The 25,953-nt window shown below is 38.7% G+C and carries 33 protein-coding genes and 1 other annotated feature; of the genes, 25 read left to right on the top strand and 8 right to left on the bottom strand.

All coding sequences use genetic code 11. The features are described 5' to 3' along the window. Nucleotides 1-622 precede the first annotated feature (622 nt). Both ACO1D1_RS21555 and ACO1D1_RS21550 read left to right on the top strand, forming a co-directional pair. Nucleotides 623-1,027 carry a CidA/LrgA family protein gene (locus ACO1D1_RS21555; RefSeq protein WP_423337057.1) on the top strand — a complete coding sequence of 135 codons (405 nt, stop codon included), beginning with the start codon at nt 623-625 and terminating at the stop codon, nt 1,025-1,027. Next, the gene (locus ACO1D1_RS21550; RefSeq protein ID WP_423337056.1) at nt 997-1,689 is read left to right on the top strand and encodes an LrgB family protein; all 693 of its coding nucleotides are present in this window, start codon (nt 997-999) and stop codon (nt 1,687-1,689) included. The genes ACO1D1_RS21555 and ACO1D1_RS21550 overlap by 31 nt, the downstream gene beginning before the upstream one ends. Before the next feature lie 132 nt (nt 1,690-1,821). Here the strand turns inward: ACO1D1_RS21550 and ACO1D1_RS21545 are convergent, their stop codons facing one another. Continuing rightward, nucleotides 1,822-2,631 carry a cell wall hydrolase gene (locus tag ACO1D1_RS21545; RefSeq protein WP_423337055.1) on the bottom strand — a complete coding sequence of 270 codons (810 nt, stop codon included), beginning with the start codon at nt 2,629-2,631 and terminating at the stop codon, nt 1,822-1,824. Nucleotides 2,632-2,962: 331 nt separating this feature from the next. On the opposite strand from ACO1D1_RS21545, the gene ACO1D1_RS21540 reads away from it, so the two are divergent. The 4 genes from ACO1D1_RS21540 to ACO1D1_RS21525 all read left to right on the top strand — a co-directional run bounded on the left by ACO1D1_RS21540 (nt 2,963) and on the right by ACO1D1_RS21525 (nt 5,109). Next, entirely contained in the window at nt 2,963-3,670 is a 708-nt protein-coding gene (locus ACO1D1_RS21540; protein WP_423337054.1) for a DNA alkylation repair protein, read from the top strand. Nucleotides 3,671-3,821: 151 nt separating this feature from the next. Then, entirely contained in the window at nt 3,822-4,325 is a 504-nt protein-coding gene (locus ACO1D1_RS21535) for a CBO0543 family protein (RefSeq protein ID WP_423337053.1), read from the top strand. Beyond that, nucleotides 4,315-4,782, top strand: coding sequence for a CBO0543 family protein (locus tag ACO1D1_RS21530; protein WP_423337052.1), 468 nt, complete (start codon nt 4,315-4,317; stop codon nt 4,780-4,782). Before ACO1D1_RS21535 ends, ACO1D1_RS21530 begins: the two co-directional genes overlap by 11 nt. Nucleotides 4,783-4,860: 78 nt before the next feature. Continuing rightward, entirely contained in the window at nt 4,861-5,109 is a 249-nt protein-coding gene (locus tag ACO1D1_RS21525; RefSeq protein WP_423337051.1) for a hypothetical protein, read from the top strand. A gap of 59 nt (nt 5,110-5,168) precedes the next feature. Here the strand turns inward: ACO1D1_RS21525 and ACO1D1_RS21520 are convergent, their stop codons facing one another. Beyond that, the gene (locus ACO1D1_RS21520) at nt 5,169-6,101 is read right to left on the bottom strand and encodes an LCP family protein (protein WP_423337050.1); all 933 of its coding nucleotides are present in this window, start codon (nt 6,099-6,101) and stop codon (nt 5,169-5,171) included. A gap of 228 nt (nt 6,102-6,329) precedes the next feature. Next, nucleotides 6,330-7,079 (bottom strand): oxygen-insensitive NADPH nitroreductase, encoded by a 750-nt coding sequence (gene nfsA / locus ACO1D1_RS21515; protein WP_423337049.1) that lies wholly within the window; start codon nt 7,077-7,079, stop codon nt 6,330-6,332. Between the two features lie 394 nt (nt 7,080-7,473). Between nfsA and sstT the strand changes: the two genes are divergently transcribed. Next, a complete protein-coding gene (sstT, locus tag ACO1D1_RS21510; protein ID WP_423337048.1) occupies nt 7,474-8,712 on the top strand; it encodes a serine/threonine transporter SstT in 1,239 nt (412 codons plus the stop codon). A gap of 224 nt (nt 8,713-8,936) precedes the next feature. After that, nucleotides 8,937-9,162 (top strand) — a binding site (T-box leader). Between the two features lie 64 nt (nt 9,163-9,226). Then, nucleotides 9,227-10,930: a 2-isopropylmalate synthase gene (locus tag ACO1D1_RS21505; protein WP_423337047.1), complete on the top strand. Its 1,704-nt coding sequence runs from the start codon at nt 9,227-9,229 to the stop codon at nt 10,928-10,930. A 95-nt stretch (nt 10,931-11,025) separates the two neighbouring features. On the opposite strand, the gene hpaB is transcribed toward ACO1D1_RS21505, so the two are convergent. After that, nucleotides 11,026-12,465 carry a 4-hydroxyphenylacetate 3-monooxygenase, oxygenase component gene (hpaB, locus tag ACO1D1_RS21500; protein WP_423337070.1) on the bottom strand — a complete coding sequence of 480 codons (1,440 nt, stop codon included), beginning with the start codon at nt 12,463-12,465 and terminating at the stop codon, nt 11,026-11,028. Between the two features lie 163 nt (nt 12,466-12,628). Next, nucleotides 12,629-12,970, bottom strand: a complete 342-nt coding sequence (locus ACO1D1_RS21495) for a hypothetical protein (RefSeq protein WP_423337046.1) — start codon at nt 12,968-12,970, stop codon at nt 12,629-12,631. A gap of 174 nt (nt 12,971-13,144) precedes the next feature. On the opposite strand from ACO1D1_RS21495, the gene ACO1D1_RS21490 reads away from it, so the two are divergent. The 5 genes from ACO1D1_RS21490 (at nt 13,145) to ACO1D1_RS21470 (ending at nt 15,313) form a co-directional block, all read left to right on the top strand. Then, the gene (locus ACO1D1_RS21490) at nt 13,145-13,564 is read left to right on the top strand and encodes an RrF2 family transcriptional regulator (RefSeq protein WP_423337045.1); all 420 of its coding nucleotides are present in this window, start codon (nt 13,145-13,147) and stop codon (nt 13,562-13,564) included. Nucleotides 13,565-13,703: 139 nt separating this feature from the next. Next, nucleotides 13,704-14,102, top strand: a complete 399-nt coding sequence (gene spxA, locus ACO1D1_RS21485; protein WP_149870181.1) for a transcriptional regulator SpxA — start codon at nt 13,704-13,706, stop codon at nt 14,100-14,102. 29 nt (nt 14,103-14,131) lie between these two features. Next, entirely contained in the window at nt 14,132-14,272 is a 141-nt protein-coding gene (locus tag ACO1D1_RS21480) for a BA3454 family stress response protein (RefSeq protein WP_149870182.1), read from the top strand. Between the two features lie 130 nt (nt 14,273-14,402). Further along, the gene (locus ACO1D1_RS21475) at nt 14,403-14,579 is read left to right on the top strand and encodes a hypothetical protein (protein ID WP_423337044.1); all 177 of its coding nucleotides are present in this window, start codon (nt 14,403-14,405) and stop codon (nt 14,577-14,579) included. Nucleotides 14,580-14,824: 245 nt separating this feature from the next. Further along, complete coding sequence (locus tag ACO1D1_RS21470; RefSeq protein ID WP_423337043.1) at nt 14,825-15,313, top strand: GNAT family N-acetyltransferase; 489 nt, start codon at nt 14,825-14,827, stop codon at nt 15,311-15,313. A gap of 83 nt (nt 15,314-15,396) precedes the next feature. On the opposite strand, the gene ACO1D1_RS21465 is transcribed toward ACO1D1_RS21470, so the two are convergent. Beyond that, nucleotides 15,397-15,825 carry a GNAT family N-acetyltransferase gene (locus tag ACO1D1_RS21465; protein ID WP_423337042.1) on the bottom strand — a complete coding sequence of 143 codons (429 nt, stop codon included), beginning with the start codon at nt 15,823-15,825 and terminating at the stop codon, nt 15,397-15,399. Between the two features lie 385 nt (nt 15,826-16,210). Here ACO1D1_RS21465 and ACO1D1_RS21460 point away from each other — a divergent pair, with 385 nt between their 5' ends. Together ACO1D1_RS21460 and ACO1D1_RS21455 are read left to right on the top strand one after the other, a co-directional pair. Then, entirely contained in the window at nt 16,211-17,614 is a 1,404-nt protein-coding gene (locus tag ACO1D1_RS21460) for a M28 family peptidase (protein ID WP_149870186.1), read from the top strand. Nucleotides 17,615-17,787: 173 nt separating this feature from the next. Further along, nucleotides 17,788-18,171 carry a VOC family protein gene (locus tag ACO1D1_RS21455; RefSeq protein WP_423337041.1) on the top strand — a complete coding sequence of 128 codons (384 nt, stop codon included), beginning with the start codon at nt 17,788-17,790 and terminating at the stop codon, nt 18,169-18,171. 167 nt (nt 18,172-18,338) lie between these two features. Here ACO1D1_RS21455 and ACO1D1_RS21450 read toward each other — a convergent pair whose 3' ends face one another. Then, entirely contained in the window at nt 18,339-19,037 is a 699-nt protein-coding gene (locus tag ACO1D1_RS21450) for a hypothetical protein (RefSeq protein ID WP_423337040.1), read from the bottom strand. 188 nt (nt 19,038-19,225) lie between these two features. Between ACO1D1_RS21450 and ACO1D1_RS21445 the strand changes: the two genes are divergently transcribed. The 7 genes from ACO1D1_RS21445 to uvsE (ACO1D1_RS21415) all read left to right on the top strand — a co-directional run bounded on the left by ACO1D1_RS21445 (nt 19,226) and on the right by uvsE (ACO1D1_RS21415) (nt 24,409). Continuing rightward, complete coding sequence (locus ACO1D1_RS21445) at nt 19,226-19,783, top strand: spore coat protein (protein ID WP_149870189.1); 558 nt, start codon at nt 19,226-19,228, stop codon at nt 19,781-19,783. A 98-nt stretch (nt 19,784-19,881) separates the two neighbouring features. After that, entirely contained in the window at nt 19,882-20,055 is a 174-nt protein-coding gene (locus tag ACO1D1_RS21440) for an asparagine synthase (protein ID WP_149870190.1), read from the top strand. A gap of 63 nt (nt 20,056-20,118) precedes the next feature. Further along, on the top strand, nt 20,119-20,412 hold the full coding sequence (locus tag ACO1D1_RS21435) for a DUF378 domain-containing protein (RefSeq protein ID WP_149870191.1): 294 nt from the start codon (nt 20,119-20,121) through the stop codon (nt 20,410-20,412). Nucleotides 20,413-20,647: 235 nt separating this feature from the next. Further along, nucleotides 20,648-21,160, top strand: coding sequence for a DUF3231 family protein (locus tag ACO1D1_RS21430; protein WP_149872689.1), 513 nt, complete (start codon nt 20,648-20,650; stop codon nt 21,158-21,160). 198 nt (nt 21,161-21,358) lie between these two features. After that, nucleotides 21,359-22,399: a DUF3231 family protein gene (locus ACO1D1_RS21425; protein WP_223820959.1), complete on the top strand. Its 1,041-nt coding sequence runs from the start codon at nt 21,359-21,361 to the stop codon at nt 22,397-22,399. A gap of 69 nt (nt 22,400-22,468) precedes the next feature. Beyond that, complete coding sequence (gene uvsE / locus ACO1D1_RS21420) at nt 22,469-23,413, top strand: UV DNA damage repair endonuclease UvsE (RefSeq protein WP_423337069.1); 945 nt, start codon at nt 22,469-22,471, stop codon at nt 23,411-23,413. Nucleotides 23,414-23,443: 30 nt separating this feature from the next. After that, nucleotides 23,444-24,409, top strand: coding sequence for a UV DNA damage repair endonuclease UvsE (gene uvsE, locus ACO1D1_RS21415; RefSeq protein WP_423337039.1), 966 nt, complete (start codon nt 23,444-23,446; stop codon nt 24,407-24,409). A 114-nt stretch (nt 24,410-24,523) separates the two neighbouring features. Here the strand turns inward: uvsE (ACO1D1_RS21415) and ACO1D1_RS21410 are convergent, their stop codons facing one another. Next, nucleotides 24,524-24,952, bottom strand: coding sequence for a YugN family protein (locus ACO1D1_RS21410; RefSeq protein ID WP_149870194.1), 429 nt, complete (start codon nt 24,950-24,952; stop codon nt 24,524-24,526). Nucleotides 24,953-25,120: 168 nt separating this feature from the next. Here ACO1D1_RS21410 and ACO1D1_RS21405 point away from each other — a divergent pair, with 168 nt between their 5' ends. From ACO1D1_RS21405 to ACO1D1_RS21395, 3 genes are all read left to right on the top strand, one after another. Beyond that, nucleotides 25,121-25,294 (top strand): hypothetical protein, encoded by a 174-nt coding sequence (locus ACO1D1_RS21405; RefSeq protein ID WP_423337038.1) that lies wholly within the window; start codon nt 25,121-25,123, stop codon nt 25,292-25,294. Between the two features lie 72 nt (nt 25,295-25,366). Further along, nucleotides 25,367-25,612, top strand: coding sequence for a transcriptional regulator SplA domain-containing protein (locus ACO1D1_RS21400; RefSeq protein WP_149870195.1), 246 nt, complete (start codon nt 25,367-25,369; stop codon nt 25,610-25,612). 15 nt (nt 25,613-25,627) lie between these two features. After that, the coding region (locus ACO1D1_RS21395; protein ID WP_423337037.1) for a spore photoproduct lyase family protein at nt 25,628-25,953 on the top strand (326 nt) is incomplete at its 3' end.

Raw genomic sequence — 25,953 nt, 5'->3', positions numbered from 1 at the left:
TTATTTTCAATTACCATTCTTATCACACTCTCTATTTAACCACTTTTTAGAATGAATGAACCAACGAAAAGGAAATTACGAATATATGTTCTTATTTTGAAGAGGGTATGATATACTTGAAGTACAATAGAATAGGATTTCTCAAGGGTGGTCGGTACACTCCCAAACGGAAGGGGGTGATGCTGAATGACAGTGTTTGAATCACTAATGTTCGCGATTGGTTTTGCCAGTCTAATCGTAACTATACTGTCATTTAAATCAAAAAAATAATCCACCCTTGAGTTAACGGCTCAGGTGGATTATTCTGCCCAAAAAGCCGACCCCTTTGAGGGACCGTCTATTGTTGACCGGACATGTTCCAGCAAGTTCGGTCTTTTTACTATATTCAATACTTACTCATATTATAACCGATGATAGGGAAAAAGAAACTGTTTTAACCTCATTTTGATTAATATTACTAGGAGCCCATAATTCCAACAAAAAGCCACGAGAACCGTCACTAAGGCATCAAGTTTGTAAAAAGGCGTTATAAATGATACACTTCTTTTTTGGCATTTGGTATAAAAAATGGCCAATTTTATTAGAAAGAAGGGACGTTGTTCCCAATCGGGACAACACAAACATGAAAATTATCATTATCATTTTGCAAATATGTATATTATATATCTTTTCCTTCCTTGGAACTGTTATTCATAACTTTTTTCACTTAGTCATTCCTGGTAGTATAATAGGACTCTTATTGCTTTTCCTTTGTTTATGCTTAAAAATTGTTCCATTAAAGTGCATTGAGAGTGGAGCAGGTTTCCTATTAAGTATATTAATGTTATTTTTTATTCCTACTACAGTCGGGATCATGAATTATTCTTCCTTGCTTTCTATTCATGGTGCTTTGCTCGTTGCAGCCGTTCTATTAAGTACCATTTTATCCATTGCAATTACTGGAACGGCAGGTCAATTTTTAGAGAAAAAAGCACAAAAAAGAAAGGATGATAAAGAATGCAAGAATTCTTATTCGCATTCTGCATGATTGTTTTAACCGTCGTCGCTTATTTTGTGATGACTAAAATTTATAAACGGTATTCTTACTCATTTTTAATTCCCGTTTTAACTGCCACTACTCTAATTATCATAATCCTTTTCATTCTTCGTATTCCATATAAAAGCTATATGATTGGCGGGCAATGGATTAATTCTCTTTTAGGTCCATCAGTTGTAGCACTTGCTTATCCATTGTATAAACAACGTCATTTTTTAAAAAATCATTTTTTTCCCATAGTAGGCGGGGTTTTGGTTGGTGCCATTTCTGGAATGGTCAGTGTGGGCATTTTTGCTAAGCTGTTCGGGATCAATCATACCTTAATTCTTTCAATCATCCCTAAATCTCTTACAACCCCTGTTGCCATTGAAGTGACTAGAGGTTTGGGGGGGAATGCCTCGATGGCAATCGTAGGTGTCATGATAGCAGGCATATTTGGTGCCATTGCCGCTCCTACTATCTTTAAATTTTTGCGCGTCCATAGTCCCATCGGAAGGGGTATCGCCCTTGGCAGTGCATCACATGCGATAGGAACTTCAAAGGCTGCCGAATACAGTGAACTTACCTTTTCGATGAGTTCTGTTACGATGACATTATGTGCAATCATAGGCTCCTTTCTAGGACCAATCGTCGTGTGGCTATTTCACATTTGATAGGGGTCCATGAGGACTGTTCTTGTGGCCATTACTAACATTTATAAAAGCCACAAGAACACTCCTATCGGCAATAAAAATGGCGTGCCCTGACTTTTGTCAGTTTGGCACGCCATTTTTATGATTCTCCTGCTATTTTGCAAATACGTGATTCCCGATTGTTTCAACTGTTTCACGGGATCGAATCCAATTATCTGTTGCAATTTCAGGGTTATAGAAAAATATAGAATCGTTTAACGTATCTTTTCTATTTAGTGCTTCTTCTACTGCTTGAGTTGACTCTTCAGATGCCGGTTTATTAATTTCACCATTTTGAACAGGTGAAAAGGCATAAGCATGACCGACTACTTGATTAATTACCTCTGTCACCGTATCAGGAAACTCAGGGGACTCCACTCGATTTAACACGACGGTTGCAACGGCTACTTTTCCTTCATACGTCTCACCTTTTGCCTCTGCTTCGACTAATCTGGCAAATAAGTCTTTTTCCTTATCTGAAATAGAAACCGCTGGTGTTGCAGGCTCTGCAACTGGAGCTTCCACTTTAGGTTCCACTGGAGCTTCCACTTTATGTTCAGTTGGATCCTCCACTTTAGGATCAATTGGTTGAGCCGCTTTTTCTTCTGCTACTGACGAATCATTTGTCGTCTCAGCTGCAGGTTTTGATGGTTCCGCTAGTAACTCTACTGCTTTTGCAGCTACATTTATCGCAGGCTTTGCCAATTGGATGGATAAGTTCTGCGGTTGCAAGATTTCTCCAATAGAAATATCATGTAATAGCCCTTTATTTCCAATGGTTAAACTATTTTGTATATCATATACCGGAAGGCTGTGATCATTTTGATTGAAAGATTGGGTAATCGCCATCGCGGTATTAGTGTGTACTACTAAGGCTATTGTAGCTACACCAGCTACAACTAATGATTTAAAAGAATTCTTCATGCTGTGCGCTACCTCCTGTAAAATTCTCATGATATAACCCTAACATGGCATATGATTCATTTACAGAACGATAGCATTACAATTCATTTTAATTTGATGAACAGTATTACATTAAGAATTGCTTTGTGACAATATACCTAAATAAGTGTCATAAACTAGGAAATAAAACGAAGCGAAGGAATAAATTTCATGGAAAAATCCATGGAAGTCCTTTTTGCATTCATTTTTCTATAAGCATGCAGGATTGCGGAATTCAGTTTTTGAATGTATGTTTTAAAACAGGTATTACAGTACAATGGATATAATAAGTAGGGAAAGGTAGTGCAAATCAATGGATTTCGAAATAGTAATGCAGGAACTAGAAGCCCTTGGTAAGGAACGAACGAAAAAGACTTACATAAGCAATGGTGCACACGAGCCGCTATTTGGCGTGGCTACTGGCGCAATGAAGCCGATCGCAAAGATAATCAAGAAAAATCAGCCTTTGGCCGAGCAGCTTTATGCCACCGGGAACTACGATGCTATGTATTTTGCCGGCATCATTGCGGATCCAAAAACGATGACGCAGGCTGATTTTGAGCGTTGGATAGATTCGGCGTATTTTTATATGCTTTCCGATTATGTGGTGGCCGTCACTTTGGCAGAAACCGATATTGCGCAAGTTGTTGCCGATAAATGGATCGCTAGCGGTGAAGAACTTAGAATGTCGGCAGGGTGGAGTTGTTACTGCTGGCTTTTGGGGAATCGCCCGGACAGTGAATTTAGCGCCAGCAAGCTTGCGAGTATGCTTGAACAAGTGGAAAATACGATTCACGATTCTCCTGATCGGACGAAATCCGCAATGAATAATTTTATCTACACAGTCGCGATTTCATATGTGCCTCTCCATGAGAAGGCGGTCGAAACCGCTAAGTCAGTAGGCCCAGTTGAAATCAAGCGGGACAAGAAAAAAAGCAGCATCCTACAAGCCTCCGAAAATATACAAAAGGAAATAGATAGAGGGAAGCTTGGTTTTAAGCGGAAATATGTAAGGTGTTAGGAATTCCATGGGGACGGATCTTGGGGCCATACTAACCTCACTAAAAGCCACGTGAACCATCCCTGTGGTCATGCAATGGAATAGGAATAGAGAAAATGGAAAATACTTTTAATAACATTCATCATTTTCTCGCGACGGGAGTTTCTGAAACATGCGGATGGAGTTTTATATCCTTATAGCAATATGGCTGTTCACCATTATTGCTTTGATCCTGTTTATTCCACGCAAAGACCGGCGGAGGGGATTCTTAGCGTTTTTAATGTTTCAAGCAGTCATATGGCTTTGCGATATGCCTTCTTTTAAGCTTGGTTTGCTAAGTGCTCCTGTACGGGAATTGCCAAAGGCGACAGATCTTCCCCTTACAATCGATTATTTTTTTTATCCCTCATTGTTTGCCATATTTTACGTCCACAGGAGAGTAAAGGGCAGTCTAGCGTTTAGATTGACATACTTTTTCGTTTGGATTTCTGTTATCACGTTGATTGATATTGTTCTCGAGAGATATACCGATTTATTAGAATATGAACGCATAACGTACTCCGGGATGTGGATATACATAGTGTTTCTCTTTTACGTAAGTCAAGCTTGCTGTAATTGGTTCTTTAAGGACAAAGCCCTATTTCAGGCGGAGCGGTGGAAGGCTAATGAGAATTGAATGGTGGATTTTGCTATCGGTTTATGCTGTGACAGCAGCGATTCCATTCTTTATACCGAAAAATAAAATTCGACTTGCTGTAGTAGCGTTTTTATTCAAACAGGTAATTACATTTCTTTTTGGTTTATTAGTTGTAGAATTCGGGATGCTTGAATATCCTATTCGATTATTTGCTTCCATCAATCGGACTAGTTTCACGTTTGAGTATTTTGCTTTTCCAATCATATGTTCCGTCTTTAATGTATGGTATCCCAATGAACGAAGTACCCCAATTCAATTGGGATATTATATCGGATTTAGTTCTTTATTGACGATTTTTGAAGTCATTATTGAAAAATACACAGATCTCATCAAATACATACACTGGGAATGGTATATTTCATGGAGTACAATATGCCTGGCATTTTTTATCTCACGTTTATTCTGTGTCTGGTATTTTTCAAAGGAGAGCTCGTAATATTGTTTATTAGGTTCATGAACATTGGACAATTTCTCATTCATAAACTATTGAATCAATTTGTTGAAGGTGTTCAATATGAGAAACAAACGGGAAACCCAAATTCAACCTATAATCGGGCAAGCATGGACAGGAAGGCATGTTGTCTTGCTTCACTGTACAAATAATAATGAGTTAATTCATCTTTATAAAAGTTACCACGCTCCGATTGAGCCGCCGCGCCATAATTGTGCGGAAACCTTATCGCAATTACTAAGTATAGGATATCGCCTAATGGCCATTACACCGATCTCGTCAAATCAAATTCAATACTTTTTAGTCCTTTGATCCTTGGGGACGGTTATTGCGGCCTTTAGGAAGATAAAAGCCACGAGTACCCGTGGCTTTTATCCTCCTAAAAATTGATTAAGTGCTTCTTTATTTTGATTGAAGTCTACTTCTAATACGTCTCCAAGCTCTTCGTCCCGTTTATTTTGAAAACTGCCATCTTCTGGTATGCGTATCGTTTCTATTTCTCTACTTTTCTTTGTAACTATGTCTTTTCCAATCGTCAAAAGGGTTGAACTATCCATATTTGTATCTATGTATTTATTTGTAAGACCTAAAAGCTTAGGAAGTTTAACTACACTATGTAGACTTACAGCTTCATCTGTTAGTTTTGAAATCACTTCTTGCTGTCTTTGAATTCGACCGAAGTCACTTAATCGATCATGGCGAAAACGGACATATCCTAACAACTCTTGACCATTCAAATGTTGTTTGCCTTTTTCTAACTTCGTCTCTATGCCATAAGACATCTCGTAAGGGACATCTACTTCAATGCCATTTGGCACGAGCAGATCGACCGCTTTTTCGAATCCCTTAAAGTCTACCATCGCGTAATATTGAATATCGAGCCCGAAATTTTCTTTAATTGTTTCACTTAGCAATTCAGGACCTCCAAACGAATAAGCTGCATTTAATTTTTGCTGACCATGTTCTGGTACAGAAATCAACATATCGCGCATTAGAGAAATAAGTTTGATTTTATGCGTTTGCGGATCATAATGGGCAACCATAATTGTATCCGTGCGAGCATGTTTTTCTCCACGTGAGTCACTGCCTAATAAAAGAACATTGACTTCATCTAATTTATTTTTCTCACCTTGAAATGGTTGTTTTCCTTCCACTTTTTTAAGTGGTTGGTTGACGGCTTTAATTGTTCCACCTATGTATTGAATTAGATGAAATAGGCCAACTACTAAAATACCTAAAATAAGAAGGGCCCCAAACACTCTTCGCCATCTTACTCGTTTCCTTTTCTTTCTTAATCGTGTCAAATCTTGCAACTCCTTGGTAAAAGAATCAATTATTAAATGAAGAAGGGGTTTTCAACTTAACAACCCTTGAAGTCATGATTATCCCATAATTCGTTTTCATCTATTTTAATATCAGGTTACATTTTCCTGAATTTCTGATTACATTATCATTTTTTAAAGTCCATGGAGACGGTTCTCGTGGCCTTAACGAACCTCAATAAAAACCACGAGAACTGTCCCCGTGGTGAATTATCGTAAATCTAGTTTGTTTTTTTGAATGAAATCCTTCATATACATACGAGTCTGCTTTTCAAGCATTGCTGCCATTTGTTCTGTCCAGCGATCTTTTCTAACTCCATCCGTTCTTTGCAGATAATAGTTTGCGATGATTTCATTATATTCATCCAGCTGCTGTAAATAAATTTCTTTGTTTGGCTCATATTCATCTTCGTGGTAAACATGTTCAAATGGAAGTCTAGGTTTTTGACCGGTTATTTTGGCAGGGTATCCAACGGCCAGCCCAAACAGTGGGATGACTCGGTCAGGAATATTTAAGATTTTCTTCACTTCTTCTAGGTTGTTGCGAATCCCGCCAATATAGCAAATTCCCAGCCCAAGGGATTCAGCAGCAATCACAGCATTTTGGGCAGCAAGAGCGGTATCAATTAACGCCACCATAAATTTTTCGGTACTTTCAAGTGATACTTCTAGGTTTTTATTTTCCTTTTCCTCAATCATGGAATGCCGGTAAAGATCAGCACAAAATACAAAAAAGTGGCCGTTCTTTTCCACATACTCTTGATTTCCCGCAAGTTCGGCTAATTTCTTCTTTTTAACAGGATCCTTCACTCCAATAATAGAGTATGCCTGAATAAAGCTTGATGTGGCAGCAGCTTGTGCACAGGTAACAATTGTCTTTATTTGTTCTTCTGTCAATGCCTTGTTCTCGAAATGGCGGATCGAACGGTGATTAAGAATTGTTTCGATTACATCATTCATATAGTTTTCCTCACTTTTTATCATACTTTGTTGGCATGAGTGATTGTATCAATAAGGACATTCATATTCAAGAAATGCAGATTCGGCAGAAACTATTGGGCTAAAAATGAGCAAGTGGAGAATTCCATGCACCCATTGATATTAGGAAGTTGCTGGAACTCCCAATAAAAAGTGGAAGTTGCAACACAGGAGAAAACGTGTAATAAAAGCATTGTCAAAAAGTAACCCCTATTAATCAGAACCTTATAAATTTTCTGTCTATTATGATTTTAAAATAGTATTGTAATATATCTAAATATTCTTTATACTACTATTGAAATCATTTATAGTTTAGTTGAGAAATGGTGGAGAGTGAGTATGAGGATCCATCTAAAAAACTAGCAGGGGGACATCTATGAAAAATTTATTGAAAAAGTGGAATCAAATCAGTCTGGTCAAACAAATCATTATCGGGTTAATTATTGGTGTTATTCTGGCTGTAGCGGTTCCAGGAGCAGCCAAACCAGTTGTTATTTTAGGATCTTTATTTGTAGGTGCGTTAAAAGCTATTGCCCCAGTCTTGGTATTATTCTTAGTTATGTCAGCCATCGCGCAGCATAAGAGTGGTCAGCAAACGAACATGAAATCGATTATCGGACTTTATTTATTAGGTACTTTTTTAGCTGGATTCATTGCGGTTATTGTAAGCTATATATTCCCAGTAAGTTTAACACTTGCAAAGGGTGCGGAGGATTTAGCAGCTCCTGGCGGTGTGGTAGAGGTTCTCAAAACCTTATTGCTAAACGTTGTTGATAATCCAGTGAAAGCCATTTTTAACGCAAACTATATCGGTATTTTAGCTTGGGCGGTAGTCCTAGGCATTGCCCTAAGAAATGCGCCAGAAACGACAAAGACAATGATTACTAATTTTTCAGATGCTGTATCGAAAATGGTAACATGGGTAATCAAGTTGGCTCCACTTGGTATTATGGGACTTGTAATTGACTCTATTACGACAAATGGAATTGAGTCATTGCTAAGCTATGGCAAATTGCTTGCCGTATTGATTGGTTGTATGTTCTTTGTTGCCTTAGTGGTCAATCCCATCATGGTGTTCGTCGTGATTCGTCAAAACCCGTACCCACTTGTATTCAAGTGTATCAGGGAAAGCGGAATTACTGCATTCTTTACACGCAGCTCCGCGGCGAATATTCCTGTTAATATGAAATTATGTGAAAACTTAGGTTTGAATAAGGATACTTATTCTGTCTCCATTCCATTAGGTGCAACGATCAATATGGCCGGTGCTGCGGTTACGATTTCCGTATTGACGCTTGCAGCCGTTCATACTTTAGACATTCATGTGGATATTCCTACAGCCATTATTCTTAGCGTTCTATCTGCTGTATGTGCCTGTGGTGCTTCAGGGGTTGCAGGAGGTTCCTTATTATTGATTCCTCTAGCAGCGAGCTTGTTCGGAATCCCAAATGATGTGGCGATGCAGATCGTTGGAGTAGGCTTTATCATTGGTGTTTTACAAGACTCATTCGAAACAGCTCTTAATTCATCAACAGATGTGCTTTTCACGGCAACTGCTGAATATAAGGAATGGCGTAAAAAAGGTAAAAAAATCCAAATCAAAAAAGCGGCTTAATATAACAATTTACACTCTTTCACAACCTCCGGATTCATTTGACCCGGGGGTTTTTGAATTATTTTTTGATAATGCTGATATGAAATGGTCACTATTTTTTATTATTCTCAGATAAAGGGATTTTGACGATTTCGTTTTTTTGTAAAAAAAGAATTGCCGTTTTGTCTTGATTATTTTCCTTATCCGTTATAGAATGAGAAAAATCAAAAAATTTCAAACAAATCATAAACACGATGATTGGGAGTATTAAGGAACCATTATTGTTTAGAGAGCTGTCGGCTGGTGAAAGACAGTCAATAAATTCCCCAACTCGCCCGGGAGTGGTAAGGCTGAAATGTAGGCCTTAACGGTTGACCGCCGTAATCGTGTCGTAAAGTGGATTCGTTTTGTTTTGTTTTAAAACGAATCAAAAAGAGTGGTACCACGTAGGCAAAGCCTGTCGTCTCTTATGAGATGATGGGCTTTTTTATTTTTTCAAAAATGGGACGATAAAAACGAAAAGGTGGTCGTGAATATGAAAAATGTTGAAAAGTATTCAAGAGGCTATTATATGCCCCCGGTGCAAAGCTTGAAATGGACGGAGAAGGAATATATTACGGAAGCTCCCACATGGTGCAGTGTCGATCTAAGGGATGGAAATCAGGCGCTGGTTGTCCCGATGAGTTTGGAGGAGAAGCTGGACTATTTTCAAATGCTGTTGGAGGTTGGTTTCAAGGAAATAGAAGTGGGTTTTCCAGCCGCATCCGAAACAGAATATGCGTTTCTAAGGACATTAATCGAGGAGGATATGATTCCGGAGGATGTAACGGTTCAAGTGCTGACACAATCAAGAGAACATATAATTGAAAAGACATTTGAAGCGCTTCGCGGTGTCAACAAGGCAGTGGTTCACCTCTACAATTCGACTTCCGTCGCACAGCGTGAGCAGGTATTTAAAAAATCTGAAGATGAAATTATCGAGATTGCGATCACAGGGGCGAAGTTGCTAAAAAAATATGCGGCTGAGACCGAGGGGAACTTCCAATTTCAATATTCGCCGGAAAGCTTCACGGGCACGGAGATGGAGTTTGCACTTGACATTTGCAACCGGGTCCTTGATATTTGGCAGCCTGCTGCTGACAACAAAGTAATCATCAACCTTCCAGCGACAGTGTCCATGTCTATGCCGCACGTCTATGCCAGTCAAATCGAGTTTATGAGCGATCATCTGAACTACCGTGACCATGTCATCCTGTCCGTTCATCCACACAATGACAGAGGAACTGGAGTGGCAGATGCAGAGCTTGGGATGCTTGCAGGAGCCCAGAGAGTCGAAGGTACACTGTTTGGAAATGGCGAAAGAACAGGAAACGTCGACATCGTCACGCTTGCCATCAACATGTATTCACATGGGGTGGATCCACAGCTTCATTTTGAAAATATCCGTGAAATCATTTCTAAGTATGAAAAATTAACAAGAATGAGAGTCCACGAAAGACACCCATACGGCGGTGAACTTGTCTTTACGGCCTTCTCAGGCTCTCATCAGGATGCGATTGCCAAAGGGATGAAATGGAGGGAAGACGGAGAACGCCAGTACTGGACGGTCCCTTATCTATTAATTGATCCAAAGGATATAGGCCGAGAGTATGAAGGAGATATTATCCGGATTAATAGCCAATCCGGTAAAGGCGGGATCGGCTACATACTGGAGCAGCATTACGGGCTTGATCTACCGGCTAAAATGCGTGAAAACTTCGGTTATCATGTTAAAAATGTATCAGACCGTTTGCATAAAGAGCTGATGCCAACTGAAATCTATGACATCTTTATGAGGGAGTATGTGAATATTCATACGCCAGCCGAGTTTATCCAATATAGATATATGCAAAATGATCAGTATGAAACGGCTGTTGCGATCCGGATGGATGGTGAGATCCATGAATTTACTGGAACAGGTAACGGAAGACTCGATGCCATCAGCAATGTTCTACAGACTGAACTTGCAATTCAGTATAAGGATTTAGTCTACAAAGAGCACGCGCTAGAAATTGGTTCACGGTCGAACGCCGTATCATATGTTGGAATTACGGTAATGGATGGTACTGTTCATTGGGGCTGCGGCATCGACGCTGATATCATGACATCGTCTGTAAAAGCACTGTTTAGTGCAGTCAACAAAATGATTACTAGCACTCAACGGGCATTTGACAAAGAAGCTCACCTTACCAAAAAATAAAATTTTTAACATGAATTATTATGTTAACAGCCATCACAGATAAAAATATTGAAATCGCCCAGTTACTGTTAACTGGGCGTTTCCATTTATTCCGATTATGCTAGAAAATCATTGATATTGTTTACGTATTTAGTTAAAGGATAGTGCCTGTAAAGATTGCTCGCCAACTGAACCGGATCTCCAAAGAAATACCTTTCATATTGGGTTTGTCTTGTTCCAAATGAACTCATCGTAAGATCCCAGGCCAGGCGAAAGAGTTTCACTCGTTCGTCGGCAGATTTGTTCACTGCTTGAAGATATTGCTTTAGGTCTGCACTAATTTCAGATTCGAAGGCCTTTTCGGTTGGTAATGTAACCATCCCGCTAGCACCAATCAGTTGAACAATCTCGCAGAAGCGGGGATAGATTCGAGGGAAAATGTTACTAGCCACTTGGAGGGGGAGTAAACTTGGACGCATATAGCCCCATTCATCAATTTCTGCATGATTTTCAGCCTGCTCTACGAGTGCTTTCATGGTTTCAAGTCCGATGATCATTTCAGAAAGCTTTTCTTGGATATGTTGATATTCGCTAACATTAATCGTTTCAACCAAGAGTTCTGCAATGCCCAAAATAAATTCTGTTTTGACAATTTGCCTTGTCAAGACTTGATGCGTGGCAAAGTGGTGAAACGAGCTATGGAACATGAAGTCAACAGCCGCGTCAATATTGTCGTAAAAGAAGACGCGATCCCATGGTACTAAAACATTGTCAAAAACAACTATGGAATCCATTTCTTCATATCTGGAGCTTAGTGGATGATCAAAATTAGACTCGCCACCGACAAAGGATTCCCTGCAAATAAACCTTAATCCTTTTGTATTAGAAGGGATGGAAAAGGCGAAGGATTCAGCCGGTTCCATGAACTTTCTCGGTGCTGTATAGACCAACACTTCATCGGTTAACCCGCCTTGGGTCGCAAGCAGCCGGGCCCCTTTAATCACAATTCCCTTTTCATTTCGGTCGATCACCTTAGCGGAGATCGGCTCATTGGAAGAATCAAAATTGTACTGAGAACGATTGATTTGTGGAGTAATAAACGTATGTGTAAAGGAAAGGTCTTCTTTCTGTGCTTGCTTATATAATGTTAGAATATTTTCTGGAAAACAATTTTCCTTGCCCCTTAAAAGTAGGGCGGAGGAGGAGGCGAAGCTCATGATAACATTGTTCATGTAGTCAGGACTTCTCCCCATCATCCCATGAGTGTGCCGTGCCCATATTTCGGACATCTTCCTTTTTCGTCTTAAATCCTCTTTCGTTTTTGGCTGCAGGTAGGAGAGTCCAATCGGTTCGCCAGTCTCAGGGGACTTAAACGTCATTTGTTCTTTCAATTCTTGTTCATTTTGCAAATCGTAAAGAGAGGCTTTTGTTTGCAGAATCCCCTTAAAAGCAGGATGCTCAGACAGCTTGCCTTGTATTTTGTCTCCGTCAACCCAAATTTCTGTATTCATTTGATCGATGCGGTCAAGCATTTTCTTTCCATTAATGATTCCCAATTGTCCATCACTCCCATTCCTTTCATTACCGAACATTTGTTACTTCTATTTTATTGCAATTTTCGGTGCTTGTTCCATATGGAAGAGCCTTGTTTTGAAATTGGGGAAGAGTGGAAGATTTTCATTCGATTGTAAAAAAATTTTTAAAGAATTTATTAAACCATCACATATCTATGTACACACCAATTATTTTATAAATGGCTACTGCCAGTCCTAATAAACTTGCTTTCATTTTCGCAGGATGGTTTCTCTTTCTTACATATAGATAAATCAATATCACAACAAAGCCTAACGGGAACCATAGTTCAAATTTACCATCATCTGAAGTGTAATGAGAGTAAAGGGGTGAGATGTAGGTGCTAATCAAGAAATATAGGAAAATAGTAAAACTTCGATTCTCTAATTCCTTACTCCATTTCCAAAGGAAATATAGAATGACGGCAAAAAAAATAACATGAATCACTAACGAAATATGTATAGTTGTATTTCCAAATTCTATTTGCACTCGAAATCAGACCTTTCATTAAATGATACTATGGTAGTCCTATTATAGCGTTTTTTGTGGAAAAATTGGTAAAAATTATTACGTTTGATTTCCACATATTAAACCTTGATTAATTTAACTGTATATATTAAAATTACAGTATGATCAGTTGAGAAGGAATGGAGATGAATTCACATGAATAGTGATTTTGTTATTGCTATGCATAGTCTGGTTTTATTAGCAAACTTACCTGATCATATGGCAAACAGTGAAACCATCGCCGAAAATGTCTGTACAAATCCGGCAAGAATACGTAAGGTCATGGGGATTTTACGGAAAGAAGGCTTTGTAAAAACAAAAGAAGGCATTGGCGGAGGCTATTTATTAAATTGCGATTCTGATAAAACAACCTTATCGCAAATCTATTTGGCCATTTCATCAGGTTCACTAAAGCCACATTGGTGTACAGGCGATCCTGAAAAAGAATGTGTGATTTCATCAAACACCCAGAGTGTAATGGATGAAATCTTTGTTGAGGCAGAGGAGCATATGCAAGCCTATTTAAACCAGATTACAATTAACCATGTTTTGCAAAAAATTAAGAGTCTAGAATAGCACCAAAAATGAATGCGTCGCTAAACTGTATATTTTTTAAATACAATTTTTTAACACGATTATCTCAAATTGATAATAGTGTAATTTGAGATATAAGAGGCTTTATTTATAAATTGTACTAAGGGAGTGTGGTTCAAAAATGGTCACCTTGTTTACGACACCTAGCTGTACTTCTTGCCGGAAAGCAAAGGCGTGGTTTGAAGAGCATCAAATTAATTACATTGAACGAAATATGCTAACAGCCCCCCTCACGAAAAATGAAATTAAATCCATTCTTCTTATGACAGAGGAGGGGACCGATGAAATCATTTCTACAAACTCAAAAACGTATCAAGAATTAGGGGTGGACCTTGAAACCTTGCCACTTCAAGAACTGTATACATTAATTAGTAATCATCCTAAACTCCTGCGCCGTCCAATAATCCAGGACGAAAAGAGATTACAGGTTGGATTTAATGAGGAAGAAATTCGCAGTTTTCTCCCACGCAGCCTTCGGACATTTTTACGAACCGAATCTCAAAAAGCAGCTGGTTATTAAAATTAGCTTATGAAAGGAGACAAATCACGATGATAGAAGTAATCGTAACCGTCAATTATAAAGAAAAAAATTATCAAACGAATGTTATCGCCAACAAAGAAATGAGCTGTGAAAAAATTAAACGCTTAGCAGAAGAGCAAGTTGTAAAACAATGGGGTGTGTTTAAATAGGTTTCTTAAGGTCGGTAAGCTGTGAAAAATAAAAATGATCCACCGTAAACGGAGGTGGATCATTTTTGCGATCTAAAAATTTAAATGGATTAGCAGCACCCTGGATACATGGGGTAACAGCAAGGGTTATATGCCGGCGGGCAGCACGGATTATACATCGGCTGTGGACAGCAGGGGTTATACATTGGATAACAACAAGGATCATACATTGGATAACAACAAGCATCATGCATTGGATATGCTGGGTAACAACTTGGCTGCTGGTACACTTGTGGTGCTACATAGGGTATATTCGGTAGAACATTAGTGGGTAAAGTAGGCTGGTTTGGCATAATATTCGGACTTACCATCGGATTATTTGGCATTGTATTCGAACTTACATATGGCTTATGTTCCATAATCATCTCTCCTTTTCATGTCTAACACAAAATAGTCTATGTGGATGCAGGCAAATGTGTATAGACGATTCTCCCTATGGTATATTTGTATTAATTCATCGGAGGGAAGAAAAGGGGAAATGATCTGTTAAAAACCGAAAGGGGAGGAGAAGTTATGATAAAAATACGAAATGCAGAAATTGGCGATTTACCAGCACTTGCAGCGATTGAACAACTGTGTTTTTCAAAAGAAGAAGCTGCTACGAATGAAGCGTTTGAAAAGCGAATTCTACGCATTCCGGATAGTTTTTTTGTTGCTGAAGAGAAAGGGGAGATTGTCGGTTTAATCAATGGGCCCGTCATTGAAGCTGCCTTTATTTCGGATGATCTGTTTAGTGAAATAGAGGCAAATCCTGCGTCAGGCGGTCATCAAACAATTCTAGGACTCGCTGTGTCACCGCAGTTTCAAAAACGCGGCGTTGCAACAGCCTTACTTGCACATCTTGAAAAAGAAGCAAGAGCGAACAAACGTGAAACAATTACCCTCACATGTAAAGCAAATTTAATTGGTTTCTATGAAGGCCAAGGATATCTCAACAATGGTGTATCAAACTCCGAGCACGGAGGTGTCACTTGGTATAACATGAGTAAAAAGATTAATTGACCTTTTTACTAGGCTATTATCGGTCACGCGGCGCTCTAAATGTGACCGATTTATTAGCAACAGCAACTACTTGTTCCAGTAGTTCAAATAACAAATTCTAACAATATTTCGCCATGTTCTCGCCGGCCGGTATCCTTAAAGCCGAATGATTGATAAAGCTTTAAAGCCGCAACGTTAGAATCTTTTACACCAAGAATAATCGTCGGACTGCAATCGGGCAGTTCTTTTAAAAAGGTGAGTGTATGGGCCAGTGCCTGCTTGCCAAATCCTTTTCCTTGTTCCGTTTGGTCAATCATAAAACGGATAATCCAATACGTTCCATCATCCGGATCTTTTCCATACATAAGAAAACCTATCATTCTAGCATCCAAATAAATACCCATCGGCGTAAAAGATGGTTCAAACCTCGATTCTGCCAGCGAATATACATTTGAAGCAACATAAGATTTCTGATCGTCGGAAACCTGTAATTGAATGCAATCATGCCAGTTTTCCTGAGTAATAGACTTCAAAGATATAGACAAATCAATCACACTCCCCTTTATGATTGAAAATGATAGTGTATTTATTTTAACAGAAACGGAAACGAGACAAAATATTTTTGAACCATTTTGAGCTGTTAAAAACGAAGGAAATATAGAAGCCGGCGAAGCGCCGGCTTTTTGTTATTGAAATATATTGATTATTATCGTTGATTAGTAATGCCTATATTTTCTTACTAGTTCACTATTAACCAACAAATTTCTACATTATAGCCCTTCTTTATGTAGGAAAAATGTTACTGAAAATGTTGAATATTCTTGTTTTATGTAGAACTATTGAAGTTTACTAATCTATTCATTTAAAAGATAATCAACGGGAAACGTTTTCATTTTCAGAAAAAATAGGAGGGTTTAAATGAAGAAGAAAAAAGTAGCGTCAGTTTTATTAACTGCAGGACTAGTCTTAAGTGTTAATGGAGTATATGCACAGGGGCAGAGCGGGGCGCCAAACACGAATGCAGCATCTGCGTTTGACAACAAAATTATTAAGAAAATTAGTGCCGACAACATGTATAACACGATTGATCTATTATCGAAGGAAGCTCGTGCAGCAGGAACTCCAGGAGAGCTAAAGGGAGCACAGTACATAAAAAGCCAGTTTGAAAAATACGGGTATGAGACTGAGCTGCAGCCTTTTCCATTCTATGATGTGGTAAGAAATAATGTAAGTGGAGTATTAGAAATTGGCGGACAAAATCTAAAGCCATACGTTTTTTCTGGATCATTTAGCGGTGAAGCGATCGCAGAAGTGGTGAACGCAGGTAAAGCACTTCCCGGCACAGTACCGGATTCGGTAAAAGGGAAAATTGCCTTGATTGAACGCGGCGATAATCCCTTTGTTGAAAAAATCCAAAATGTGTTGGATAAAGGAGCGGTTGGCGTCATAATGTACAACAATACCGGTACATCCAATGCATTTGGCCAAGCCAGCTATGGTCAAAATATTCCGGCAGTTGGCATTACGAGAGCCCAAGGTTTGGATTTAGTAAAGAAATTAGAATCTGAGTCATTTACAGCTCAATTAAAAGTATCTGGTTCAGGTTTTGTTGAAAAAACCTCCTATAACGTTATTGCCAAAATGAAACCGCATAAAAACAAAGATACCGGTCAAATTGTTATGATTGGCGCACACCACGATTCTGTACCAGGCGGGCCTGGGGCAAACGATGATGCTTCCGGTGTATCAGCGGTATTAGAACTTGCCAGAGTCATGTCCAACATGCCGATTGATACAGAACTCCGTTTTGTGACATTCGGCTCCGAGGAAAAGGGTCTTTTAGGTTCCTACCACTATGCCAGCACATTAACTGATGAAGAAGCGGATAAAATTGTAGCCCATTTCCAAATGGACATGATCGGCAGTAAGGATGCCGGGGGTGATCATGCTGCCAACGGGTTAATCATGTATACGATTGATGGTAAGAAAAATACTGTCACCGATCTCGCTTCCGCGGCAGGTGCAAGAACGGCATTGGGTGAAGTTGTTCCGTATGGCCAGCTGGGACGCAGTGACCATCAGCCATTCCATGAGCTTGGAATTCCGGCAGCTCTATTTATCCACTCGCCGCTAGAGCCATGGTATCATACGCCGGCAGATACGATTGATAAAATTGACAAAAATAAACTGCAAGAAACAGCTGAAATTGTTGGTGCAGCCGTCTATCAAATTGCGCGTCCTGATACTCCAGCTTTACAGCATTCGAGAGTTGCTCCTCAACCGGTTGATTATGAATTTGAAAACCGTTCACCAGGGGCGTAACGAACTCCCAGAACAAATGGCGGAGGAAATATTGTCCGTCATTTGTTCTTTATTTTTAAGAATTAGTTTATTTCTTGCCATTATTGAACAATTTATGGTTTAGACCTTTATAATCAAATGTATAATGAAAAAGAAAACAATTTTTTTGACCTTTTAGGATGGGAGAGAAGTCAATGATTAATCAAATCGGACAAGTTATGTTATATGTAAACAACCAAGACGAGGTATTGAAATTTTGGACAGAAAAAGTAGGGTTTACAGTTCTTTCTGATCAAAATAACGGCCAAGGTATGCGATGGATTGAAATTGCTCCAACTAAGGAAGCAGAAACGAGTATCGTCCTACATAATAAGGAATTAATTGCAAAAATGCAGCCTGAATTAAATTTGGGTACTCCGTCGCTTATGTTTTTCTCGGATCATCTCGAGGAATTATATAAAGAGTTTACCGATAAAAATATCACTGTTGGCGAATTGGTCAATATGCCAGGTGGCAAAGTATTTAATTTTGCCGATCCGGAAAACAATTATTTTGCCATTATGGAAAAAAGTAAATAACACGAAAAAAAAGTCCAATTTGCGAATTGGACTCTTTTTATAGCTGTTAGTTGATTTCATATTAATAATTAACGGCAAAAAATGGAATGACTCCATCTGTTGTTAATAAATTCCCAAGTTTTCTTCTTTCACTTAGTACTCCAATGTACCTTCCACCATTTCTTGCTTCAGTTTGCTGGTATAAAGTCTTTCATTTCACTTGATAAAATAGCTGTTACATCCGGATGCCAAAAATAGGTATGACCATCAAAGTTTATGTCATACATATAGGCAATTGCATCCCCTGTATAGAACACCATATGATTGTAAACAGGATCACCATTTTCCGTATTTGGCTCAAAGTTTGGCGCTGCTTGACTGTTGTTTAGTAGCTGAAGAAACTGTGAAACTTTAGGTTGAGTTATTACCGCAATAGGTTTGGGAGTGTCTGTATAGGCCAGAAAGATTTCAATCTGGCTGACCTTTTCCATTGGCATATCTTGAAATTGCCATTGGTTTTTTAGGTCATCTCTTGAAAAATAAATTTGATACCCGTTAATCGCTCTAGCTGACTTCACCGCAATAAGGTGTGGTTCCTCTTTAATCGCATAAATTCCCGTTCCTTTGTCATGAAAGGCGGCATCCCCATTTTTGAGCTTGTATTCCGGATCCGTGACATGATCTGCTACTTTAAATTTTACTTCCCCGAGTTTTTCACCAATATTCTTTGCATCGGCTAATGCTCCGTTGTAAATCCCATCGTACGTTTTTCCATTCCACTTAATAAAATCGACCCAATCAATTTGAACATGCTGGCCAAATGGACTCGACCGGCAGCCTGTCAATATAATCATAAGGACAATAAACAGACTTGTGAATCTTCTCATTCAGATCACCTCTAATAAAATGGACGAATGTAAATCAAATCCGTTCCATCCTTTTTGCAAATATCATTAACCGTTGTAACATTTTCGGGGAATATTTAAATGGAATATTGAAAATCATAAAGATTGGTCAGAACTTATCAGATAGTGAAAAATTGGCATGACTCTTAGATTTGATTGGAGGAAGAATTATGCAATTGGCAGGACATGAGTTCCATGAGTTAAGTGAATTAGTCATGAGTTGCTATAACACGATCACATGTATGTCTAGTTTTATTGAGCAAGCGCAGGATCCAGAACTTAAACAGCTATTACAGCTGCATTTTCCAAAGCACATAGCGGATTACAATTTGAAGGCCGAATTTTTGCAAAGCAATACAACACCGGATATTACAAAGTTTGTGCCAACTGTCCTGCATCCTAAATTAAGTTCCTATACACAGCCACCCGCACCAAACTTTCCTGCTGTAGAGGTTAGATTATATGCACAACAACACAATGACAGGGAAATTGCCACAAGTTACTTATTGAATCAAAAAGCTGCAGCAAAGGGCTATGCAGGAGCAGTATTAGAGTGTTCGAACCCCGATTTACGAACTTTTCTCGAAAATGCCTTTCTAAACAGCAGCCGTCATGCTTATGATATTTGGCAATATATGGTTGCGAAGGGGTATTATCCTTTAAGCCCTGCACCACAGGGAGATATCCAAGCAGTTGGAAATATCTTTCCGATCGTGAATAACCAATAAACTTTTCCCAAAATGTTAGGTAGAATATTTCTTTCTGCACAGGAAAAAATAAAAATAGGTGTTTAAACACCGACTAATGACGATGTGGGGGAATTGCGATGAATATTCGTGAAGGGTTAATTCCAACCGCCTTAGGGACTGCAGTAACTGCGACAGGTTATGCATTAAAGCAAAAACGCGGGTCGAATAAAATGGTAGCTAATACTGTTTTCGGTTTTGGTCTAGCACACGTGGTATTAGGAGTAATTGACCTTGTAGAACACCGCCGTTAGAAATGAAGGCGAGTACAGTCCGTACTCGTCTTTGAAAGAAGATAAAAAAGGAGGTGTAGAACCATGAGACTGATACACAAAATTGCCTTAGTTCTTGTGATAATAGGAGCAATCAATTGGGGATTAATTGGTTTATTTAGATTCGATTTAGTAGCTACTATTTTTGGCGGGCAAGGCGCCTTTTTATCAAGAGTAATCTATTCTCTTGTTGGATTAAGCGGGCTGATTTGTATAAGCCTATTATTTGTTCCAATGCGGAAGGAAGAGCATAAAGTAAATCGCCAAGGCACCAACAACTTAAATTATGCTACTGAATTCGGTGAAGAAACCGATTTATCCAAATTAAAAAAGGATTAAAAAAACACTTATGATGACATAGTCATCTAAGTGTTTTTTTATTGCTGTGGATTCGCAGTCTTCTCCTTATATGTTTAGATCTCTGTTTAGTGGTTAATCAACTTCGGCCTTTCTAAAATTAATAGAAGAAAATGTAAGTAATGATAAACGTTAGTGCAGGACAAAATACCATTGTGCTTTAGGAAAGGTGGCACTGTTTATGAATAAATTTACCTATACACTAAGGAGGGCAACGATGGGAATTTTAAGTGGAAATCCTATGGAAGAGCCTTTGCACTATGGTGAAGTTTTTGATCTTTGGGCCTCATTATTAGCGGGCAATGGTATGATTGCTGGGTATCAAACAATGATCAACCATGCAGGGGACGATGACTTGAAAAAGTTATTAGCAGAGGCAGTAGAATTATGCCAGCAGGAAAAGAAACAAGTGGAAGAACTATTAAAAGAGAATGGTGTAGGTTTACCTCCAGCGGCACCCGAGCCGCCTCAAGCATGTTTAGAGGATATCCCAGTTGGGGCTAGAATCCCTGACCCAGCTATCGCGGCAACACTCTCGGTTGATATCGCTGCTGGATTAGTGGCATTTAGTCAAGTGATGGGTAAATCAATCAGGGAAGATGTAGCCCTGATGTATGGCCAATTTCATCTTCAAAAAGCAGCACTTGGATTAAAGGTCCTTCGTTTAAATAAGGAAAAGGGCTGGTTGATTCCTCCTCCATTGCATCTTACCAAACATGGTGATTGTTAGATGGTAATATAAATAATCAACATAAACTAAGTTCCTAACACAAACATTAAACATTTAAGGAAAATGACTATCAAATGTAAGTTATATGATAGTCATTTTTTATTGTTTATCCCTATATAGGATTTAGCTTTTCCAAAGTTAGAATAGAAGAATTTTGCAATGGCAATCCTAAACTAAAATAGGATAAGGGGATTACTGATGGATATTATCAACCCAATGGATATCATGAAACCAATAAATTTAACTACACAGGAATTAGACGAATCTCATTCTTTAACATCAGTGGAAATGGGTAAACTTTGGGTTACATATGTTGGAAATAGTATGTCAAGTCAAATCTTAAGTTATTTTCTACAACATTGCGAGGACCAATATATTAGAACGCTATTGGAAAATGGCTTAGCCTTATCTAAGGACTTTATGCAGAGGGTAGAAGGTTTTTTTAAGAAAGTTGATTTCCCTACACCTTCAGGGTTTACGAATGATGACGTAAATCTTGGAGCCCCACGTTTATTTGAAGATGCGTTCTACGTGCATTATTTAAAATATGCGGCTAAGGCAGGACTTAGTATTTATGCAGTAGCGGTTCCATTAGTCATGAGGGAGGATATTAGGGAATTTTTTGTTTATTGCAATCAATGCACGACCATCCTGTTAGGGCAGATTAATAATGTTTTATTTGAAAAAAAGTTAATTGCCAAACCTCCTATTATCCCTATACCGGCTGGAAACGACTTTATTAAAAAGCAAAATTACCTAAATGGTTTTGTAGGCGATGTCAGAACATTACATGCCTTAGAAATTACCCACCTTTATGATAACATTGAAAATAACACGACAAGTAAGGCATTATTATTGGGATTTTATCAAACCGTTAAAGATGAAAAAATAAAGGCTTTGTTTAAACGGGGTTTGGATATGACTGATAAATCGGTAAAACAGTATATGGAAAAACTTCAAATAGAAAACCTGCATACTCCATCATATATAGACCATTTAGTTACAAATTCAACCTATCCTCCTTTTTCCGATAAAATAATGTTATTTCATAAAGTGGATATGTTCTCGATGAAGATCAGGTCGTTTGGAAATTCACTTGCGGTAAACGGAAGAAGAGATTTAGGGATGTTATATGGAAGAACTCTCATAAACATTGGCTTATTTGTCGATGACGGAGCTAATATCTTAATTGAAAAAGGATGGATGGAATCACCGCCCAAAGCATTTGCAAGAGATTAATTATTAGCCAGTTCATCTTGGGCGAGTTTTAAGGATTTCTTATATTGAATCTATATAAGGGGAACGATGATGAAGATTCGTTTTGGATATGTGGCAAATGCACTAGGTTTATGGGATGCCAGCCCTTCGAAAGCTTTAACCTTTGCTCGATATTCAGCACTTCCCAAACACGAGCGAATGGAGAAACTCAAAGAAGTGACGGCGCAGAATTTACTTCATACAAAAAGAATTTTGTATTATAATTTCGCGCACGAAATTAAACTATATCGGTTTTCAAGCTCACTTGTCCCCTTAGCCACCCATCCGGAGGTAATGTGGGATTTCGTTACCCCTTTCAAAAATGAATGGGAGGAACTTGGACAATTGGTCAACCAATTTCAACTACGGCCAAGCTTCCATCCCAATCAGTTTACACTTTTCACGAGTCCACGCACAGAAGTGACCGTCAATGCGGTGAAAGATATGAAATATCATTTTAGGATGCTCGAAGCTATGAAGGTTCAGGATAGAGGCATTATCAATATTCATATTGGCGGCGCTTATGGGGATAAACAAACGTCAATCAAACGATTTCATCAAAATATAAAAAAATTACCAAGCGATATTAAAAAGCAGATGACACTCGAGAATGATGATAAGACCTATGATGTTGAAGAAACACTGGTTACTTGTGAAAAAGAAAAGATCCCGATGATTCTTGATTACCACCACTATATGGCGAATAAAGGGGAAGTTGACCTTTCGCTTTTTTTACCACGAATCTTTAGCACATGGAATACGACTCCAAAAGTTCATATTTCTTCGCCAAAGTCAGATCAAGCCTATCGTTCACATGCAGATTATGTCTCCATTGACTTTATTCTGCCTTTTTTAAAAATGGCAAAAGGATTTAATCAAGACTTTGATATTATGATCGAAGCAAAGCAAAAGAACCTGGCGATGTTGCAACTTATTGAAGAAATCGCTTCGATTCGGGGAGTCAAGCGTCTTTCTGGCGGTGAAGTGGAATGGTGAAAAAGAAGGGCAGGGGAATGAGGTGAAAATATGACGATTATACGTTTAGGATATGTAGCCATGAGTATGGAATTAAAAAACGCATCCCCCTCCCAAACAATGACCTTTGCACAATTCCAGAAAATTACTGACCGTGAAGCTGCCATTCGGAAACTAGAACGGATCTCGCTGTCGAATGTAGAACATACACTCAGAATTTTAAAGCATAATGCCGCATCAGATATTCATTTTTACCGGCTCACTTCGCGTCTAATCCCTTTGGCGAATCATGATGAGCTTTCTGATTGGAATTATATGAAACCATTGCAAAAACAGCTGCGTATGCTTGGTAATTTTGCCAAAGACCACGGAATTAGGATTGACTTTCACCCAGATCACTTTGTTCTTATTAATTCGATGAAGAAAGAAATATTAAATAATTCCATTCAGACTTTAAAAATGCATTATTTACTTTTAAAGGGGATGGGGATTGATCCTGCCCACAGATGTGTGATGCATGTTGGCGGAAATTATAAAGATACAGAAACTTCCCTCGAACGGTTTATCGAAAATTGGATGGTTGTCCCAAGATCGATTCAAAAAATGATTATGCTTGAAAATGACGATACCTCATTCACATTAGAGGATACTCTTTACTTATGTGAGAAACTGGACATTCCCCTTGTATTTGATTATCATCATCACCTTGCCCACCATCGTAATGCCCATTGGGAAGAACACTGGGACCGGGTCATCCAAACTTGGAGGAATTCATCGTTACCGATGAAAATGCATATTTCAAGTCCGAAAAGTCTAAAAGAATTCCTCCATCATGCGGATTATATTGATTTGGATTTGTTCATTCATTTTCTAAAAGAAATTAAGGGAAGTATTCCTCAGATCGATTGCATGATTGAGGCAAAAAGAAAAGACGAAGCCCTGTTTCAATTAATGAAAGAGATTAAATCGAGGGATGATGTGGAAGTTATTGATGGTTCTTCGTTTTACTTAAGATGATACGAAGTGTCACGAGGTATTTTAGTGGCTGTAGTAAAAGAATGTTAAGCACCTGAATGGTCTAATTCAGGCGCTTTTCTTTTTATTGGATATCCTTTTTTTGATCTGGAAGTATTAGGAGACTAATAACCCATTGATCGAACCCAACACTTGTTGGACTGCTTCTTTACCTGCTTTCTCCCATCTGCTTTTATCATAGATGTAGCCGTCTTTATCTAATGGGGTCTGAAATTGATCAAGCCCGGTAGTGCCGGTGATGAATGCATTTTCATCGTGATCTAATCCAATATTGACGACATGTTTGATGACAAAAGGGGTTCCAAATTCAATCAATGCACCGGAGTGGTCTAAGGCCCCATCCAAGACATAGATAGGGACCCTTAGATAAATAGATTCTCCGCCATCACGGTATAACAATGCATCGAATTTCCCTTGGTCATAATCAAAATTACTGCAAAAACTGCAGCCATAAGAATGAAAAATATCGCGAACTGCTCCAAAGTAGGCCCTTTTTCCTTCAATTTCTGTTTGTAACTTAATCATCTTTTCATCACTCCTATATTAGAAAGGTTTGTTACTATTCTTAACCAGGAGTTGAATAAAATACCTATTTTTCAAAGAGAAATTGGTATTTTATTATCTCGATTTTTATGATTCTTCGAATAACTTCAGGGATGTAACAAATCCTAATGAATAAAGGAGGTGCTTACATTGCCAAATCAAGAACAGACTAATCGCGAGATGCAAAAAGGGCAATCCGCTCATCAATCCAGTTCAGGTTCAAGGTACCATGAGGAACATGCAGGGAAGGTTACAGGTTACGGACAACCAGATGTTACGGCTGAGGAGCTAACCAATAAATCTGAAGACAGACCCTCTAATTAAAGAATTTTTACGCCGGTGTCAGCGGCGTTTTTTTCAGTTGTAAAAAATTTGATATTATGGACGGTGAAGATAATGGAAGTAAATCAGGAGAATACCTCCTATAATCTAGGTGACATTGTCTACGTCTTTTATCGTAATCCTCATACTCAGGACGTGGCTAATGTGCAGGAAGCGGCCGTTGTGAATAATCCAGAGAATCCTGGTGAACTGGCTATATTTCTATATGAAACCTATTATCCATTAACAACTGAAATGGCTGTGTACACTAGTGAGTCTGATGCGATGCTGGCTTACGAACAGTATTTTGGATTTGAATAGAATGGGGATTGTGTGATGAATAAACCGTTTACACCTCAACTCGTATACTTCGAACCTAAAGCATTAGAGTATCCCCTTGGGCAGGAATTGAAAGAAAAGTTTGAAAAAATGGATGTAGAAATTCGCTATACCACCTCTCATAATCAGGTAAGAAACCTTCCAGGCGATACTGATTTTCAGAGGTACCGGATTGCTAAATCTACATTAGTAGTGGGCATAAGAAAAACGCTTAAGTTTGATACGTCCAAACCTTCAGCTGAATATGCCATCCCATTTGCAACAGGCTGCATGGGCCATTGCCATTATTGTTATTTGCAAACGACGATGGGGTCGAAGCCTAT

It is taken from the genome of Neobacillus sp. 19, from assembly GCF_049463095.1.
GTDB lineage: Bacteria > Bacillota > Bacilli > Bacillales > Cytobacillaceae > Neobacillus.
This window is presented reverse-complemented; position numbering and strand designations above follow the sequence as displayed.

Bases quoted from the DNA above. Each gene is read 5' to 3' on its own strand.
- ACO1D1_RS21555 (WP_423337057.1), top strand. From the start codon at position 623: ATGAAAATTATCATTATCATTTTGCAAATATGTATATTATATATCTTT.
- ACO1D1_RS21550 (WP_423337056.1), top strand. From the start codon at position 997: ATGCAAGAATTCTTATTCGCATTCTGCATGATTGTTTTAACCGTCGTC.
- ACO1D1_RS21545 (WP_423337055.1), bottom strand. From the start codon at position 2,631: ATGAAGAATTCTTTTAAATCATTAGTTGTAGCTGGTGTAGCTACAATA.
- ACO1D1_RS21540 (WP_423337054.1), top strand. From the start codon at position 2,963: ATGGATTTCGAAATAGTAATGCAGGAACTAGAAGCCCTTGGTAAGGAA.
- ACO1D1_RS21535 (WP_423337053.1), top strand. From the start codon at position 3,822: ATGCGGATGGAGTTTTATATCCTTATAGCAATATGGCTGTTCACCATT.
- ACO1D1_RS21530 (WP_423337052.1), top strand. From the start codon at position 4,315: ATGAGAATTGAATGGTGGATTTTGCTATCGGTTTATGCTGTGACAGCA.
- ACO1D1_RS21525 (WP_423337051.1), top strand. From the start codon at position 4,861: ATGAGAAACAAACGGGAAACCCAAATTCAACCTATAATCGGGCAAGCA.
- nfsA (WP_423337049.1), bottom strand. From the start codon at position 7,079: ATGAATGATGTAATCGAAACAATTCTTAATCACCGTTCGATCCGCCAT.
- sstT (WP_423337048.1), top strand. From the start codon at position 7,474: ATGAAAAATTTATTGAAAAAGTGGAATCAAATCAGTCTGGTCAAACAA.
- ACO1D1_RS21505 (WP_423337047.1), top strand. From the start codon at position 9,227: ATGAAAAATGTTGAAAAGTATTCAAGAGGCTATTATATGCCCCCGGTG.
- ACO1D1_RS21490 (WP_423337045.1), top strand. From the start codon at position 13,145: ATGAATAGTGATTTTGTTATTGCTATGCATAGTCTGGTTTTATTAGCA.
- spxA (WP_149870181.1), top strand. From the start codon at position 13,704: ATGGTCACCTTGTTTACGACACCTAGCTGTACTTCTTGCCGGAAAGCA.
- ACO1D1_RS21480 (WP_149870182.1), top strand. From the start codon at position 14,132: ATGATAGAAGTAATCGTAACCGTCAATTATAAAGAAAAAAATTATCAA.
- ACO1D1_RS21475 (WP_423337044.1), top strand. From the start codon at position 14,403: ATGCCGGCGGGCAGCACGGATTATACATCGGCTGTGGACAGCAGGGGT.
- ACO1D1_RS21470 (WP_423337043.1), top strand. From the start codon at position 14,825: ATGATAAAAATACGAAATGCAGAAATTGGCGATTTACCAGCACTTGCA.
- ACO1D1_RS21460 (WP_149870186.1), top strand. From the start codon at position 16,211: ATGAAGAAGAAAAAAGTAGCGTCAGTTTTATTAACTGCAGGACTAGTC.
- ACO1D1_RS21455 (WP_423337041.1), top strand. From the start codon at position 17,788: ATGATTAATCAAATCGGACAAGTTATGTTATATGTAAACAACCAAGAC.
- ACO1D1_RS21450 (WP_423337040.1), bottom strand. From the start codon at position 19,037: ATGAGAAGATTCACAAGTCTGTTTATTGTCCTTATGATTATATTGACA.
- ACO1D1_RS21445 (WP_149870189.1), top strand. From the start codon at position 19,226: ATGCAATTGGCAGGACATGAGTTCCATGAGTTAAGTGAATTAGTCATG.
- ACO1D1_RS21440 (WP_149870190.1), top strand. From the start codon at position 19,882: ATGAATATTCGTGAAGGGTTAATTCCAACCGCCTTAGGGACTGCAGTA.
- ACO1D1_RS21435 (WP_149870191.1), top strand. From the start codon at position 20,119: ATGAGACTGATACACAAAATTGCCTTAGTTCTTGTGATAATAGGAGCA.
- ACO1D1_RS21430 (WP_149872689.1), top strand. From the start codon at position 20,648: ATGGGAATTTTAAGTGGAAATCCTATGGAAGAGCCTTTGCACTATGGT.
- ACO1D1_RS21425 (WP_223820959.1), top strand. From the start codon at position 21,359: ATGGATATTATCAACCCAATGGATATCATGAAACCAATAAATTTAACT.
- uvsE (WP_423337069.1), top strand. From the start codon at position 22,469: ATGAAGATTCGTTTTGGATATGTGGCAAATGCACTAGGTTTATGGGAT.
- uvsE (WP_423337039.1), top strand. From the start codon at position 23,444: ATGACGATTATACGTTTAGGATATGTAGCCATGAGTATGGAATTAAAA.
- ACO1D1_RS21410 (WP_149870194.1), bottom strand. From the start codon at position 24,952: ATGATTAAGTTACAAACAGAAATTGAAGGAAAAAGGGCCTACTTTGGA.
- ACO1D1_RS21400 (WP_149870195.1), top strand. From the start codon at position 25,367: ATGGAAGTAAATCAGGAGAATACCTCCTATAATCTAGGTGACATTGTC.